This window comes from Aeromonas sp. FDAARGOS 1416 (assembly GCF_019048085.1).
GTDB classification, from domain to species: Bacteria; Pseudomonadota; Gammaproteobacteria; order Enterobacterales; family Aeromonadaceae; genus Aeromonas; species Aeromonas veronii.
Genome location: NZ_CP077301.1, coordinates 1993388 through 2011008, shown reverse-complemented (window position 1 = coordinate 2011008; position 17621 = coordinate 1993388). Strand labels below are relative to the sequence as shown.

4 protein-coding genes are annotated in these 17621 nt (G+C 60.5%); 3 read left to right on the top strand and 1 reads right to left on the bottom strand.

Features of this window, described 5'->3' with window-relative positions; genetic code table 11:
- Positions 1-320: 320 nt before the first annotated feature.
- The 3 genes from I6L46_RS08810 (at position 321) to I6L46_RS08800 (ending at position 15813) form a co-directional block, all read left to right on the top strand.
- Complete coding sequence (locus I6L46_RS08810) at positions 321-14393, top strand: DUF5801 repeats-in-toxin domain-containing protein (RefSeq protein ID WP_254203159.1); 14073 nt, start codon at positions 321-323, stop codon at positions 14391-14393.
- 86 nt (positions 14394-14479) lie between these two features.
- Positions 14480-15040 carry a hypothetical protein gene (locus tag I6L46_RS08805; protein WP_216977898.1) on the top strand — a complete coding sequence of 187 codons (561 nt, stop codon included), beginning with the start codon at positions 14480-14482 and terminating at the stop codon, positions 15038-15040.
- A 56-nt stretch (positions 15041-15096) separates the two neighbouring features.
- Positions 15097-15813, top strand: a complete 717-nt coding sequence (locus I6L46_RS08800) for an SIMPL domain-containing protein (RefSeq protein WP_194496065.1) — start codon at positions 15097-15099, stop codon at positions 15811-15813.
- A 136-nt stretch (positions 15814-15949) separates the two neighbouring features.
- Here I6L46_RS08800 and ahpF read toward each other — a convergent pair whose 3' ends face one another.
- A complete protein-coding gene (gene ahpF / locus I6L46_RS08795) occupies positions 15950-17530 on the bottom strand; it encodes an alkyl hydroperoxide reductase subunit F (protein ID WP_167572544.1) in 1581 nt (526 codons plus the stop codon).
- Positions 17531-17621 lie beyond the last annotated feature (91 nt).

Here is a 17621-nt window from a genome sequence, read left to right as displayed (position 1 = left end):
CTAAAAGTGGGGTGTTTACCTTCAATGCCCCGGATGGAGTCCAAAGTCTTGCTTTGGGTAACGTTACGCTCATCACCAATGGTCAATCTGCTACCTCTTTTCCCCTGTCAATTATTAGCCCGTTAGGAAATGTCCTGACAATTACCGCGGTGACCTACAACCCTGTGACTGGTGCAGGACAAGTCAGCTACAGCTATGCCCTTGGCGACAATGAAAACCACACAAGACCTGCCAATGACACCTCCTTGAGCGAGAGCTTTAGTGTCGTTTTGACTGATAGCGATGGCGACACGGCTAGCGATACCCTTGATATAACTATTTTGGATGACATTCCCACTCTGGCTGGTGATATCGGGTCAACTCTGGGTGGTCAAGTGCAGGAAGATGCGCTGACCAGCGGCAACAACGAAGGGACTGGTCAGAGTGCGAGCGCCAGCGGCGCAGCTGGGACCCTGAATAACCTGGTCAACTTCGGTGCTGATGGGGCAGGCAGCTTTGGTCTTGGCAGTGATGTCAGCAGTCTGACCGCGCAGGGACTGACCAGCGGCGGTGTGGCGCTGAGCTACAGCGTGGTGGGTAATGTGTTGACTGCCAGCGCAGGTAGTGTGCCGGTCTTTACCCTGACCGTAGGGGCAGACGGCAGCTACAGCTTTACCCTGAGTGGCCCGTTGGACCATCCGGTTGCAGATGGTGATGACAGCGAACAACTGGCTGGCGTGGGCATCGACTTCTCTGGCGTGCTGAGCGCCACCGACGGTGATGGCGACCCGCTGACAGGTGGCTTCCCGGCGGGGAGCTTTGCCATCAAGGTGGAAGATGATGTGCCGGTGCTGGCGGGGGGAGAGGATGAGCGGCCCCAGGTTGGTGGTCAAGTGCAGGAAGATGCGCTGACCAGCGGCAACAACGAAGGGACTGGTCAGAGTGCGAGCGCCAGCGGCGCAGCTGGGACCCTCAATAGCCTGGTTAACTTCGGTGCTGATGGGGCAGGCAGCTTTGGTCTTGGCAGTGATGTCAGCAGTCTGACCGCGCAGGGGCTGACCAGCGGCGGTGTGGCGCTGAGCTACAGCGTGGTGGGTAATGTGTTGACTGCCAGTGCAGGTAGTGTGCCGGTCTTTACCCTGACCGTAGGGGTAGACGGCAGCTACAGCTTTACCCTGAGTGGCCCGCTGGACCATCCGGTTGCAGATGGTGATGACAGCGAACAGCTGGCTGGTGTGGGCATTGACTTCTCTGGCGTGCTGAGCGCCACCGACGGTGATGGCGACCCGCTGACAGGTGGCTTCCCGGCGGGGAGCTTTGCCATCAAGGTGGAAGATGATGTGCCGCGTGTCGTGCTCGCAGACGATGCGCCGCGTATTGGTGCGATAGTAGATGAAAGCCTGGCCAGCTTGGATGGTGTTGGCAGCGACGGGGTGGCCAGTGCCACGCTGAGTGCAGCTGACGTGCAAGCTCAGTTTGCAGCAGCCTTCGGGGCGGATGGGAAAGGCAGTATCGGTTACAGCTTGGCGCTGACCGGCAGCAACGTGGCGAGCGGCCTGTATGCGGTCGACCCGCAGGCAGCCAACGGCCAGGGAGCGGCCATCGTGCTAAATCAGGCGGGTAACGTTATCACCGGCAGTGTCGGTGCAGTGAACTACTTTACCCTGACCATCGACCCGACCACCGGGGAAGTGACGCTGGCCCTGCTGGACAACGTCTGGCATGGCGACACTGCCAGTGCGGATGACAGCGTGGTGCTGAGCGTGGACGAGGGCGTGCTGACGCTGGTGCAGACTGTGACCGACGCCGATGGCGATCGGGCCAGCGCGTCTGTGGACCTGGGCGCCAACGACGTGTTCCGCTTTGAGGACGATGGCCCGAGTATCAGTGCCGGCAGTGCGGCCAACGACAGTCTGCAGGTGGACGAAAGCAACCTGTCACTCAATGCCAGTACCAGCTTTGCCAGCCTGTTCACCAGCAGCTTTGGCGCCGATGGGGCCGGCACCCTGGTTTACAGCCTGAATGTCAGTGCTGCCGGGGCAGATAGCGGGCTCAACGACACCGCGACCGGTCAGGACATCCTGCTCTATCTGGAGAGTGGCAGCGTGGTCGGCCGGGTGGGTGGCAGCAGTGGCAGTGTGGCCTTTACCCTGTCGGTCAACAGCAGCGGGGAGGTGACACTGGATCAAGAGCGTGCCATCGCACACACCCCGAACAGCGGCCCGGATCAGGAGAGCAGCCTGCTGTCAGCCAATCTGGTGCAACTGGTGGGCACCATCACTGACAAGGATGGCGACAGCCAGAGCGCGAGCGTGGACCTGGGCAGTGCCATCAGCTTCAAAGACGATGGTCCGAGTATCAGTGCCGGCAGTGCGGCCAACGACAGTCTGCAGGTGGACGAAAGCAACCTGTCACTCAATGCCAGCACCAGCTTTGCCAGCCTGTTCACCAGCAGCTTTGGCGCCGATGGGGCCGGCACCCTGGTTTACAGCCTGAATGTCAGTGCTGCCGGGGCAGATAGCGGGCTCAACGACACCGCGACCGGTCAGGGCATCCTGCTCTATCTGGAGAGTGGCAGCGTGGTCGGCCGGGTGGGTGGCAGCAGTGGCAGTGTGGCCTTTACCCTGTCGGTCAACAGCAGCGGGGAGGTGACACTGGATCAAGAGCGTGCCATCGCACACACCCCGAACAGCAGCCCGGATCAGGAGAGCAGCCTGCTGTCAGCCAACCTGGTGCAACTGGTTGGCACCATCACCGACAAGGATGGCGACAGCCAGAGCGCGAGCGTGGACCTGGGCAGTGCCATCAGCTTCAAAGACGATGGTCCGAGTATCAGTGCCGGCAGTGCGGCCAACGACAGTCTGCAGGTGGACGAAAGCAACCTGTCACTCAATGCCAGCACCAGCTTTGCCAGCCTGTTCACCAGCAGCTTTGGCGCCGATGGGGCCGGCACCCTGGTTTACAGCCTGAATGTCAGTGCTGCCGGGGCAGATAGCGGGCTCAACGACACCGCGACCGGTCAGGACATCCTGCTCTATCTGGAGAGTGGCAGCGTGGTCGGCCGGGTGGGTGGCAGCAGTGGCAGTGTGGCCTTTACCCTGTCGGTCAACAGCAGCGGGGAGGTGACACTGGATCAAGAGCGTGCCATCGCACACACCCCGAACAGCGGCCCGGATCAGGAGAGCAGCCTGCTGTCAGCCAACCTGGTGCAACTGGTTGGCACCATCACCGACAAGGATGGCGACAGCCAGAGCGCGAGCGTGGACCTGGGCAGTGCCATCAGCTTCAAAGACGATGGTCCGAGTATCAGTGCCGGCAGTGCGGCCAACGACAGTCTGCAGGTGGACGAAAGCAACCTGTCACTCAATGCCAGCACCAGCTTTGCCAGCCTGTTCACCAGCAGCTTTGGCGCCGATGGGGCCGGCACCCTGGTTTACAGCCTGAATGTCAGTGCTGCCGGGGCAGATAGCGGGCTCAACGACACCGCGACCGGTCAGGACATCCTGCTCTATCTGGAGAGTGGCAGCGTGGTCGGCCGGGTGGGTGGCAGCAGTGGCAGTGTGGCCTTTACCCTGTCGGTCAACAGCAGCGGGGAGGTGACACTGGATCAAGAGCGTGCCATCGCACACACCCCGAACAGCGGCCCGGATCAGGAGAGCAGCCTGCTGTCAGCCAACCTGGTGCAACTGGTTGGCACCATCACCGACAAGGATGGCGACAGCCAGAGCGCGAGCGTGGACCTGGGCAGTGCCATCAGCTTCAAAGACGATGGTCCGAGTATCAGTGCCGGCAGTGCGGCCAACGACAGTCTGCAGGTGGACGAAAGCAACCTGTCACTCAATGCCAGCACCAGCTTTGCCAGCCTGTTCACCAGCAGCTTTGGCGCCGATGGGGCCGGCACCCTGGTTTACAGCCTGAATGTCAGTGCTGCCGGGGCAGATAGCGGGCTCAACGACACCGCGACCGGTCAGGACATCCTGCTCTATCTGGAGAGTGGCAGCGTGGTCGGCCGGGTGGGTGGCAGCAGTGGCAGTGTGGCCTTTACCCTGTCGGTCAACAGCAGCGGGGAGGTGACACTGGATCAAGAGCGTGCCATCGCACACACCCCGAACAGCAGCCCGGATCAGGAGAGCAGCCTGCTGTCAGCCAACCTGGTGCAACTGGTGGGCACCATCACTGACAAGGATGGCGACAGCCAGAGCGCGAGCGTGGACCTGGGCAGTGCCATCAGCTTCAAAGACGATGGTCCGAGTATCAGTGCCGGCAGTGCGGCCAACGACAGTCTGCAGGTGGACGAAAGCAACCTGTCACTCAATGCCAGCACCAGCTTTGCCAGCCTGTTCACCAGCAGCTTTGGCGCCGATGGGGCCGGCACCCTGGTTTACAGCCTGAATGTCAGTGCTGCCGGGGCAGATAGCGGGCTCAACGACACCGCGACCGGTCAGGACATCCTGCTCTATCTGGAGAGTGGCAGCGTGGTCGGCCGGGTGGGTGGCAGCAGTGGCAGTGTGGCCTTTACCCTGTCGGTCAACAGCAGCGGGGAGGTGACACTGGATCAAGAGCGTGCCATCGCACACACCCCGAACAGCAGCCCGGATCAGGAGAGCAGCCTGCTGTCAGCCAACCTGGTGCAACTGGTGGGCACCATCACTGACAAGGATGGCGACAGCCAGAGCGCGAGCGTGGACCTGGGCAGTGCCATCAGCTTCAAAGACGATGGTCCGAGTATCAGTGCCGGCAGTGCGGCCAACGACAGTCTGCAGGTGGACGAAAGCAACCTGTCACTCAATGCCAGCACCAGCTTTGCCAGCCTGTTCACCAGCAGCTTTGGCGCCGATGGGGCCGGCACCCTGGTTTACAGCCTGAATGTCAGTGCTGCCGGGGCAGATAGCGGGCTCAACGACACCGCGACCGGTCAGGACATCCTGCTCTATCTGGAGAGTGGCAGCGTGGTCGGCCGGGTGGGTGGCAGCAGTGGCAGTGTGGCCTTTACCCTGTCGGTCAACAGCAGCGGGGAGGTGACACTGGATCAAGAGCGTGCCATCGCACACACCCCGAACAGCGGCCCGGATCAGGAGAGCAGCCTGCTGTCAGCCAACCTGGTGCAACTGGTGGGCACCATCACTGACAAGGATGGCGACAGCCAGAGCGCGAGCGTGGACCTGGGCAGTGCCATCAGCTTCAAAGACGATGGTCCGAGTATCAGTGCCGGCAGTGCGGCCAACGACAGTCTGCAGGTGGACGAAAGCAACCTGTCACTCAATGCCAGCACCAGCTTTGCCAGCCTGTTCACCAGCAGCTTTGGCGCCGATGGGGCCGGCACCCTGGTTTACAGCCTGAATGTCAGTGCTGCCGGGGCAGATAGCGGGCTCAACGACACCGCGACCGGTCAGGACATCCTGCTCTATCTGGAGAGTGGCAGCGTGGTCGGCCGGGTGGGTGGCAGCAGTGGCAGTGTGGCCTTTACCCTGTCGGTCAACAGCAGCGGGGAGGTGACACTGGATCAAGAGCGTGCCATCGCACACACCCCGAACAGCAGCCCGGATCAGGAGAGCAGCCTGCTGTCAGCCAACCTGGTGCAACTGGTGGGCACCATCACTGACAAGGATGGCGACAGCCAGAGCGCGAGCGTGGACCTGGGCAGTGCCATCAGCTTCAAAGACGATGGTCCGAGTATCAGTGCCGGCAGTGCGGCCAACGACAGTCTGCAGGTGGACGAAAGCAACCTGTCACTCAATGCCAGCACCAGCTTTGCCAGCCTGTTCACCAGCAGCTTTGGCGCCGATGGGGCCGGCACCCTGGTTTACAGCCTGAATGTCAGTGCTGCCGGGGCAGATAGCGGGCTCAACGACACCGCGACCGGTCAGGACATCCTGCTCTATCTGGAGAGTGGCAGCGTGGTCGGCCGGGTGGGTGGCAGCAGTGGCAGTGTGGCCTTTACCCTGTCGGTCAACAGCAGCGGGGAGGTGACACTGGATCAAGAGCGTGCCATCGCACACACCCCGAACAGCGGCCCGGATCAGGAGAGCAGCCTGCTGTCAGCCAACCTGGTGCAACTGGTTGGCACCATCACCGACAAGGATGGCGACAGCCAGAGCGCGAGCGTGGACCTGGGCAGTGCCATCAGCTTCAAAGACGATGGTCCGAGTATCAGTGCCGGCAGTGCGGCCAACGACAGTCTGCAGGTGGACGAAAGCAACCTGTCACTCAATGCCAGCACCAGCTTTGCCAGCCTGTTCACCAGCAGCTTTGGCGCCGATGGGGCCGGCACCCTGGTTTACAGCCTGAATGTCAGTGCTGCCGGGGCAGATAGCGGGCTCAACGACACCGCGACCGGTCAGGACATCCTGCTCTATCTGGAGAGTGGCAGCGTGGTCGGCCGGGTGGGTGGCAGCAGTGGCAGTGTGGCCTTTACCCTGTCGGTCAACAGCAGCGGGGAGGTGACACTGGATCAAGAGCGTGCCATCGCACACACCCCGAACAGCGGCCCGGATCAGGAGAGCAGCCTGCTGTCAGCCAACCTGGTGCAACTGGTGGGCACCATCACTGACAAGGATGGCGACAGCCAGAGCGCGAGCGTGGACCTGGGCAGTGCCATCAGCTTCAAAGACGATGGTCCGAGTATCAGTGCCGGCAGTGCGGCCAACGACAGTCTGCAGGTGGACGAAAGCAACCTGTCACTCAATGCCAGCACCAGCTTTGCCAGCCTGTTCACCAGCAGCTTTGGCGCCGATGGGGCCGGCACCCTGGTTTACAGCCTGAATGTCAGTGCTGCCGGGGCAGATAGCGGGCTCAACGACACCGCGACCGGTCAGGACATCCTGCTCTATCTGGAGAGTGGCAGCGTGGTCGGCCGGGTGGGTGGCAGCAGTGGCAGTGTGGCCTTTACCCTGTCGGTCAACAGCAGCGGGGAGGTGACACTGGATCAAGAGCGTGCCATCGCACACACCCCGAACAGCGGCCCGGATCAGGAGAGCAGCCTGCTGTCAGCCAACCTGGTGCAACTGGTTGGCACCATCACCGACAAGGATGGCGACAGCCAGAGCGCGAGCGTGGACCTGGGCAGTGCCATCAGCTTCAAAGACGATGGTCCGAGTATCAGTGCCGGCAGTGCGGCCAACGACAGTCTGCAGGTGGACGAAAGCAACCTGTCACTCAATGCCAGCACCAGCTTTGCCAGCCTGTTCACCAGCAGCTTTGGCGCCGATGGGGCCGGCACCCTGGTTTACAGCCTGAATGTCAGTGCTGCCGGGGCAGATAGCGGGCTCAACGACACCGCGACCGGTCAGGACATCCTGCTCTATCTGGAGAGTGGCAGCGTGGTCGGCCGGGTGGGTGGCAGCAGTGGCAGTGTGGCCTTTACCCTGTCGGTCAACAGCAGCGGGGAGGTGACACTGGATCAAGAGCGTGCCATCGCACACACCCCGAACAGCAGCCCGGATCAGGAGAGCAGCCTGCTGTCAGCCAACCTGGTGCAACTGGTGGGCACCATCACTGACAAGGATGGCGACAGCCAGAGCGCGAGCGTGGACCTGGGCAGTGCCATCAGCTTCAAAGACGATGGTCCGAGTATCAGTGCCGGCAGTGCGGCCAACGACAGTCTGCAGGTGGACGAAAGCAACCTGTCACTCAATGCCAGCACCAGCTTTGCCAGCCTGTTCACCAGCAGCTTTGGCGCCGATGGGGCCGGCACCCTGGTTTACAGCCTGAATGTCAGTGCTGCCGGGGCAGATAGCGGGCTCAACGACACCGCGACCGGTCAGGACATCCTGCTCTATCTGGAGAGTGGCAGCGTGGTCGGCCGGGTGGGTGGCAGCAGTGGCAGTGTGGCCTTTACCCTGTCGGTCAACAGCAGCGGGGAGGTGACACTGGATCAAGAGCGTGCCATCGCACACACCCCGAACAGCAGCCCGGATCAGGAGAGCAGCCTGCTGTCAGCCAACCTGGTGCAACTGGTGGGCACCATCACTGACAAGGATGGCGACAGCCAGAGCGCGAGCGTGGACCTGGGCAGTGCCATCAGCTTCAAAGACGATGGTCCGAGTATCAGTGCCGGCAGTGCGGCCAACGACAGTCTGCAGGTGGACGAAAGCAACCTGTCACTCAATGCCAGCACCAGCTTTGCCAGCCTGTTCACCAGCAGCTTTGGCGCCGATGGGGCCGGCACCCTGGTTTACAGCCTGAATGTCAGTGCTGCCGGGGCAGATAGCGGGCTCAACGACACCGCGACCGGTCAGGACATCCTGCTCTATCTGGAGAGTGGCAGCGTGGTCGGCCGGGTGGGTGGCAGCAGTGGCAGTGTGGCCTTTACCCTGTCGGTCAACAGCAGCGGGGAGGTGACACTGGATCAAGAGCGTGCCATCGCACACACCCCGAACAGCGGCCCGGATCAGGAGAGCAGCCTGCTGTCAGCCAACCTGGTGCAACTGGTGGGCACCATCACTGACAAGGATGGCGACAGCCAGAGCGCGAGCGTGGACCTGGGCAGTGCCATCAGCTTCAAAGACGATGGTCCGAGTATCAGTGCCGGCAGTGCGGCCAACGACAGTCTGCAGGTGGACGAAAGCAACCTGTCACTCAATGCCAGCACCAGCTTTGCCAGCCTGTTCACCAGCAGCTTTGGCGCCGATGGGGCCGGCACCCTGGTTTACAGCCTGAATGTCAGTGCTGCCGGGGCAGATAGCGGGCTCAACGACACCGCGACCGGTCAGGACATCCTGCTCTATCTGGAGAGTGGCAGCGTGGTCGGCCGGGTGGGTGGCAGCAGTGGCAGTGTGGCCTTTACCCTGTCGGTCAACAGCAGCGGGGAGGTGACACTGGATCAAGAGCGTGCCATCGCACACACCCCGAACAGCAGCCCGGATCAGGAGAGCAGCCTGCTGTCAGCCAACCTGGTGCAACTGGTGGGCACCATCACTGACAAGGATGGCGACAGCCAGAGCGCGAGCGTGGACCTGGGCAGTGCCATCAGCTTCAAAGACGATGGTCCGAGTATCAGTGCCGGCAGTGCGGCCAACGACAGTCTGCAGGTGGACGAAAGCAACCTGTCACTCAATGCCAGCACCAGCTTTGCCAGCCTGTTCACCAGCAGCTTTGGCGCCGATGGGGCCGGCACCCTGGTTTACAGCCTGAATGTCAGTGCTGCCGGGGCAGATAGCGGGCTCAACGACACCGCGACCGGTCAGGACATCCTGCTCTATCTGGAGAGTGGCAGCGTGGTCGGCCGGGTGGGTGGCAGCAGTGGCAGTGTGGCCTTTACCCTGTCGGTCAACAGCAGCGGGGAGGTGACACTGGATCAAGAGCGTGCCATCGCACACACCCCGAACAGCGGCCCGGATCAGGAGAGCAGCCTGCTGTCAGCCAACCTGGTGCAACTGGTTGGCACCATCACCGACAAGGATGGCGACAGCCAGAGCGCGAGCGTGGACCTGGGCAGTGCCATCAGCTTCAAAGACGATGGTCCGAGTATCAGTGCCGGCAGTGCGGCCAACGACAGTCTGCAGGTGGACGAAAGCAACCTGTCACTCAATGCCAGCACCAGCTTTGCCAGCCTGTTCACCAGCAGCTTTGGCGCCGATGGGGCCGGCACCCTGGTTTACAGCCTGAATGTCAGTGCTGCCGGGGCAGATAGCGGGCTCAACGACACCGCGACCGGTCAGGACATCCTGCTCTATCTGGAGAGTGGCAGCGTGGTCGGCCGGGTGGGTGGCAGCAGTGGCAGTGTGGCCTTTACCCTGTCGGTCAACAGCAGCGGGGAGGTGACACTGGATCAAGAGCGTGCCATCGCACACACCCCGAACAGCGGCCCGGATCAGGAGAGCAGCCTGCTGTCAGCCAACCTGGTGCAACTGGTGGGCACCATCACTGACAAGGATGGCGACAGCCAGAGCGCGAGCGTGGACCTGGGCAGTGCCATCAGCTTCAAAGACGATGGTCCGAGTATCAGTGCCGGCAGTGCGGCCAACGACAGTCTGCAGGTGGACGAAAGCAACCTGTCACTCAATGCCAGCACCAGCTTTGCCAGCCTGTTCACCAGCAGCTTTGGCGCCGATGGGGCCGGCACCCTGGTTTACAGCCTGAATGTCAGTGCTGCCGGGGCAGATAGCGGGCTCAACGACACCGCGACCGGTCAGGACATCCTGCTCTATCTGGAGAGTGGCAGCGTGGTCGGCCGGGTGGGTGGCAGCAGTGGCTGTGTGGCCTTTACCCTGTCGGTCAACAGCAGCGGGGAGGTGACACTGGATCAAGAGCGTGCCATCGCACACACCCCGAACAGCAGCCCGGATCAGGAGAGCAGCCTGCTGTCAGCCAACCTGGTGCAACTGGTGGGCACCATCACTGACAAGGATGGCGACAGCCAGAGCGCGAGCGTGGACCTGGGCAGTGCCATCAGCTTCAAAGACGATGGTCCGAGTATCAGTGCCGGCAGTGCGGCCAACGACAGTCTGCAGGTGGACGAAAGCAACCTGTCACTCAATGCCAGCACCAGCTTTGCCAGCCTGTTCACCAGCAGCTTTGGCGCCGATGGGGCCGGCACCCTGGTTTACAGCCTGAATGTCAGTGCTGCCGGGGCAGATAGCGGGCTCAACGACACCGCGACCGGTCAGGACATCCTGCTCTATCTGGAGAGTGGCAGCGTGGTCGGCCGGGTGGGTGGCAGCAGTGGCAGTGTGGCCTTTACCCTGTCGGTCAACAGCAGCGGGGAGGTGACACTGGATCAAGAGCGTGCCATCGCACACACCCCGAACAGCAGCCCGGATCAGGAGAGCAGCCTGCTGTCAGCCAACCTGGTGCAACTGGTGGGCACCATCACTGACAAGGATGGCGACAGCCAGAGCGCGAGCGTGGACCTGGGCAGTGCCATCAGCTTCAAAGACGATGGTCCGAGTATCAGCGCCAACGCAGCAGTGCAACTGGACGATGATGCCCTGGCGGGCGGCATAGCTGGCGGCACGGGCGACGACCCGAATGCGGTCAACATCAGTGGTACCTTGGGTCACAGCTTCGGTGCTGACGGCGCAGGCAGTGTGCAATGGCTGACTACGGGGGCGCCGGCTGGATTTACTTATGAAACGAATCCCGCAGGCGCTCTGTTGGTCAAACAGGGGGCGACCACAGTGCTGACAGTAACACTGAACTCGGCTACTGGGGCGTATAGCGTGACGCAGAATTCGCCTATTCAACATGCGAATGCTGATCAGGAGAACAACCAGGCGTTTACCCTGAACTATAAAGTGAACGATGGCGATGGCGATACCGCGACCGGCACGTTGGCTATCAATGTCGATGACGATACGCCGGTGGCGAAGAACGACACGGCTATCGTTGCCGAGTCCAGCGGCAAGGACTTCAACGTCGCGTTCGTGCTGGATTCCAGCGGCAGTATCAACGGTACCGAGTTCGCCACCATGATGGCGGCTGTGCGGGCGGCAGGCCAGGCGCTGTTCAACGGCACCGACGGTACCGTGCAGATCACTATCGTGGCGTTTTCCACCGGGGCTACTTCTTACACTGCGATCAGTTCGCTGGCGGCCTTCGAGTCGCTGATTGACAGCATCCTGGCCAACCGTCCCTTCAACGGCAATACCAACTTCACGGCGGCAGTTGAGCAAACCATGGATGTCTACAACCCGATACCGGGTTGGAGCAACCAGGTATTCTTCATCAGCGACGGCAATCCGAATGTCGATACCGGTGTCAACAACTCGCTGGAAAGTGGCACGGCGACGGATTGGAACAACTTCATCGACAGTAACGGCATCAACGTCACCACCATTGGGGTGGGTGACGGCATCAACGGGCCGCGGCTGCAGGATGTCGACCTGGATGGCAGCGGCTCGCCGATTCTGGTGACCGACTTCGATGATCTGATCGACGCGCTGCTCACTCAGATATCGGGCAACACGGTCAGCGGCAACGTCCTGCTCGGCAACAACAATGTCGTGGGTGGCGGTGACGACGATGCCTTTGGCGCCGATGGCGCCGGTCGGGTGCTGTCGATCGAGATCGATGGGGTTACCTACACCTGGAACGGCGTGGGCACCATTGCGGTGAGTACGGGCGGTAGCATCGCCGGTAGCCAGTTGAGCAACATCGTCACCGATCTGGGCGGCAAACTGAGCTTCAACTTTACCAACGGCACCTGGAGCTACGTTGCGCCGCAGAGCGTTGCGTCGGATACCAGCGAGAGCTTCGACTACGTGATCATCGACAAGGACGGCGACCCGTCGCAGGCCACGCTGACGGTCAATATCGAGGATGCTGCACCGGTGATCGGCAGGGTGGACGAGGACGAACTGCCCGGTGGTATTACCGATAACGATCTGCAGACCACGGTTGCCACCGGCAGCCTGACCGAGCTGCTGATCGGCAACGGTCCTGCCACCTTCAGCCTGCAGAGTTCGCCGGCGTTCCTGCCGACCCTGACCTCTGATGGTGTGGCTGTCACCTACAACGTCGTCGGTAATACCCTGACGGCGATGGCGGGCGCGGCCACTATCTTCACCCTGGTGGTGCAGGCCAATGGCGCTTACACCTTCACGCTCAGCGGTCCGCTGGATCACCCGCTGGCCAACAGCAACGACAACGACAACGAAATCCTCACGCTGAACCTGACCGAGGCAGTCAAGGCCACCAACGGCGGAAATCCGGTGCCGCTGGCCGGTGATCTGCTGATCCAGGTCGAGGACGACGTGCCGGCGATCTTGGCAACCTCGAACCTAGTGTACTCCAACAGTGGCAACCCGGGCGGAGCTACCGGCGTGTTCGACTACAGCACCGGTGCCGATACTCGTGGCAGTGGTCCCTTCAGTGCGGCGGACTCGGACTTCAAGTCCATCATGCTGACGGGCAATGTCGGTGGCTCGGCGATCAGCGCGCAATCGGTGACCTGGGTGTCGGAGAGCGCTACCACCGCGACCTTCGATATCGAGTTCGACTACGCGCCGAACCCGGCCAACCCCGGCGTCAAGGAAGAGGCTACCGGTACCCTGACCTTCGACAAGGTGAACGGCACCTACACGGTGACGCTGGACGGGCCGATCGAGGGCTTCCAGGTGCTGAAAACCAGCGCTTCGCTGGGTATCACGGGCTATGTGCCGGGTGGAAGCTCGGTGGATACCACCAATCCGGAGGTGGCGGTTTCTCAGCTGGCCACTGACTTCTTCGTGCAGTTCAGGAGCTACGCCGAGACCGGTGGTGGCACCGGTAGCAACAATCTGCAGACGGGAGGCACGAACACCAACGTCTTCGTCAATGGTGAGACCTTCACCCAGACGAGTTCCTACGTCTCTCTGTCCAACAGCGAGAACGGGGTGGCGGGCGACACCATTGGCAAGGGCGAAGTGCTGGACCTGAACTTCTATACCTCCAACCCCACCGGCAACCTGGGGCTGACCCCGACCGGCCGTGCTGATGGCGTCTACCTGAAGTTCGATGGCATCAACAATGAGGATTTGGTTATCGTGCTGAAGCTGGTCGGTGCCGGAGGTGTTACGACCACTAGGGCGCTGGTGGTCAGCAACAGCGACATCTACCGCAATTTCAGCGGTGCAACGGCGCTGGCTGCCCTGGCCGTCTATGGCATCACCCTGGACAACAACGATGGAGCGATCGTCATCGAGAGCAATGACTACAACGCCGCCGGTGAGAGCTGGCAGATCTACGGGGCGCAGATCCTGACGTCGGTCGAAGACATCACCACCAGCGTCGCGCTCAACTATGACCGCGACTTCAATGATGGTTTCGATGGTCTCACCAGCTTTGCCAACCAAAGCGACAACGATGTGGTCAAGGTCTCCGATATCGGCTTTATCAAGACCCAGACCACCACCGTGGATGCGGACCTCGACTTCCTAGTGGTAGTGCAGGATGCCGACAACGATGCCACTTCGAGCGTGAATCTGCATGTCACCATCGAAGCTGGCAATGTGTTCACCGGCACAGCTATGGATGACATCATACATGGCAGTGCCGATAACGATACACTCAAGGGGTTGGGCGGAGATGATCAGCTTATCGGTGGATTAGGTAATGACATCCTGATCGGTGGATTAGGCTCGGATACTCTTGTAGGTGGCTCTGGCAGCGATACCTTCAAGTGGGGGGCGGGTGATATCGGTGGTGTGGATGTCATCCAAGACTTCACCACCGGCACTGGCGGAGATGTACTGGATATAAGCGAGCTGCTCACTGGCGAACATGCCAACTCTGGTTCGCTTGATGCGTACCTCAATTTCAGTAGTGATGGGCCAGGCACAAACAAATCAACATTGACTATTGATTTGGATGGTACGAATGGAGGAACCACCCACGTCATAAAATTTGACAGTATTGACTTGACGACCCTGGGTAACAGTGACTTGCAGATTATTCAGAAGTTGCTGGATGACGGTAACTTGAAGGTTGATCCGTAACGTTGTCTCGGGGCCGGGCTTGCCTGGCCCCTGTTTTTTCCTCAAGGGGATGGATAAGATAGCGGCAGTAGAGGAGAGGGGTAATCATGCAGTCATTCAACTGGGTCGACATTGATGGCATCCGTTATAGCTGGGATGGGCAGGGGAACATTACCTGCGCAGGCCAGTTTGGCTATCAGGCCTCGATCGCGGGGGATCGGCTGGATGGGATGGAGATTGAGAATGAGGCCGGTGATGTAGCGGGCTCGCTCTATGTTGATTTCGCTACGGCCTCTATCACTTATGTGCCGGTCATGGATACCGAGTCTGCCCATAACATGATTCTGGTTGGCCATAATCAGGGGCAGCAGGAGTATCCGCTGGCCAGTTTTCACTCTCCGTTGTTGCAAGATTTGCTAGGACCATCTGATACCATCCCTTGGTCTGCGATGGAGGAGGATAGTGGTGGCACCAATATCGGACAGGCGGTGCAAGGACACGTTCTGTCGTGGGACTCGTTCCATTTCGATGATGAGGTGTTGGTCTGTGGCGCGGCTCCTGCGCTGGATATGGCAAACCAGAGCCAGGATCCCGGCAGCATGGTCACCATTAGTCTCGATCTGACCAATCAGATACTGGATCAGCTCCCTCCCTTGCATGATATATGAATCCCGTAACTGCACGGGCATAATGACCTCAATCTTTCCGATTGAGGTTTTTTTCTATGTGGCGTCCCCTTCTTACTCTTTCCGCTCTGGTTGTCAGTGCTCCGCTGCTGGCGATTGAAGTGCCGCAAGCGCCCCATCTGGTGGTGAGTGGTTATGCCGAGCAGAAGACCGAACCCGATATGCTCACCCTCAATGTGGCGGTGAGTGCACTGGATAAGCAGGGCCTTAAGGCCAAGCAGCAGGTCGATACCAAGGTCGCAGCCTTTTTCAGCCAACTGGAAGGGCTGGGAATAAAGCGCAGCGATGTTGAGGCTGGCAACCTGATGGTCTCGCCGGAATATCAGTATGGCGAAAATAAGAAGCCGGTATTGTTGGGGTATCGTGCTCAGCGACAATTGGCGGTGAAGCTCTATCAGCTCGACAAGTTGAGCCCCCTGATGGATACCGCACTTAAAGCCGGGCTGGAGTCTGTATCCCAGATTGAATACGGGTTGAAATCGCCGCAGGTCATCAAGGAGCAGGCCCGTCTGAATGCCGTTGAGGATGCCAAAATCAAGGCTGAATCTCTGGCCAAGGCGTTCGGGATGAAGCTTGGCAAGGTCTACAGTGTGGAGTACCGCAATGCTTCGCCCATTACCGCCTACAGCCGCAACCTGAAAGTGGTGCAGGCCATGGCGATGGCTGCTCCTGCGGCGGATATGGCGGACAACAGCTATCAACAACAGCAGATCACGGTAAGTGATAATATCGAGGCTGTTTTCTTGCTGGAGTGATGCCCGTCGTTTAAGTCCAGTCATGAACAACCCCGCCATTTGCTGCGGGGTTTTTATTGCGCATCGATGCAGATATAAAAAAGCCGACGCTCGTGTTTACTTAATCGAGCGTCGGCTTTTTGTTGCGCTGGGTTTATCAGGCGGTCACAGCATCAGCCTGGGTCGCTTCAGGAGCTGGGTTACGGATGAGGTAATCAAACGCACCCAGTGCGGCGGTGGCGCCAGCACCCATGGAGATGATGATCTGCTTGAACGGTACCGTGGTGGCATCCCCTGCGGCGTAGACGCCGGGCAGGGAGGTCGCCCCTTTGGTATCGATCTCGATCTCGCCAAAGCGGGTCAGGGCTATCTCGCTCCCTTTGAGGAACTCGGTGTTCGGTACCAGGCCGATCTGGACGAAGATACCCGCCACCGCCAGGTGTTTGATCTCACCTGTGGTGCGATCTTCGTAGTCCATACCGACCACCTTGCTGCCATCACCTATCACTTCGGTGGTGCGAGCGCTCATGATGATGTCGATATTGCCCATGGAGCGAGCCTTCTTCTGCAGTACTTCATCGGCACGCAGGGTGTCGGCGAACTCCACCACAGTCACATGCTCGACGATGCCAGCCAAGTCGATCGCTGCCTCGATGCCGGAGTTACCGCCCCCGATCACCGCAACCCGCTTGCCCTTGAAGAAGGGGCCATCACAGTGCGGGCAGTAGGCCACGCCCTTGGTGCGGTACTCGAGCTCGCCTGGCACGTTCAGGTCACGCCAGCGGGCACCGGTCGCCAGGATCACGGCGCGGCTCTTCAAGGTGGCGCCAGAGGCGAGATCCACGTTCACATATCCATCTTTGCTGATGGCGGCGGCGCGCTGTTCGGTTATCACTTCCACGCCGTACTCTTTGACGTGCTGCTCCAGGCTGGCGGCCAGTTTGGGGCCTTCGGTATAGGGCACGGAGATAAAGTTCTCGATGCCGACGGTGTCCATCACCTGACCACCGAAACGCTCGGCAACGATGGCAGTGCGAATGCCTTTACGAGCGGCATAGATGGCCGCTGCGGCGCCGGCCGGGCCACCTCCCACCACCAGTACGTCGTAGGGAGCTTTCTCATTCAGCTCGGCAGCCTTGCGCTCGGCGGCGCCGGTGTCGAGTTTGGCGACGATCTCTTCCAGCGAGATACGGCCCTGGCTGAACGGTTGGCCGTTCAGGTAGACATTCGGTACCGCCATGATTTGACGCTCGGCAACCTCTTCCTGGAACAGGGCGCCGTCGATCATGGTGTGAGTGATGCCGGGGTTCAGGGTAGCCATCAGGTTGAGGGCCTGTACTACGTCCGGGCAGTTGTGGCAGGAGAGGGAGATATAGGTCTCGAAGTGGAACTCGCCCTTGAGATTGCGGATCTGCTCCTGCACGGCTGCATCTGCCTTGGAGGGGTGGCCGCCGCTTTGCAGCAGGGCGAGCACCAGAGAGGTAAATTCATGACCCATGGGGATGCCGGCAAAGTGAACGCGCGGGGCTTGGCCCTGCGGCGCGACACTCATGGAAGGCTTGCGAGCGGCAGTGCCAGAGGTCTGGGTGATCTTGGGGGACATCTCGGCGATCTCGCTGGCCAGTGCCAGCAGCTCTGCAGATTTGTCGCTGTCGTTGCCGGACACGCTGATCTCGATGGGATTGACGATGTACTGCAGATAGGTGTTCAGCTGTTGTTTGAGGTTGGTATCCAACATCTTCGAATTCCTTCTTGTGATTGCGGGTCGGCGTGAGATGTAAGCCGTAAAGCAGACCGGCGCCTTTGCTTGGGGCCGGAAATAAAACCGG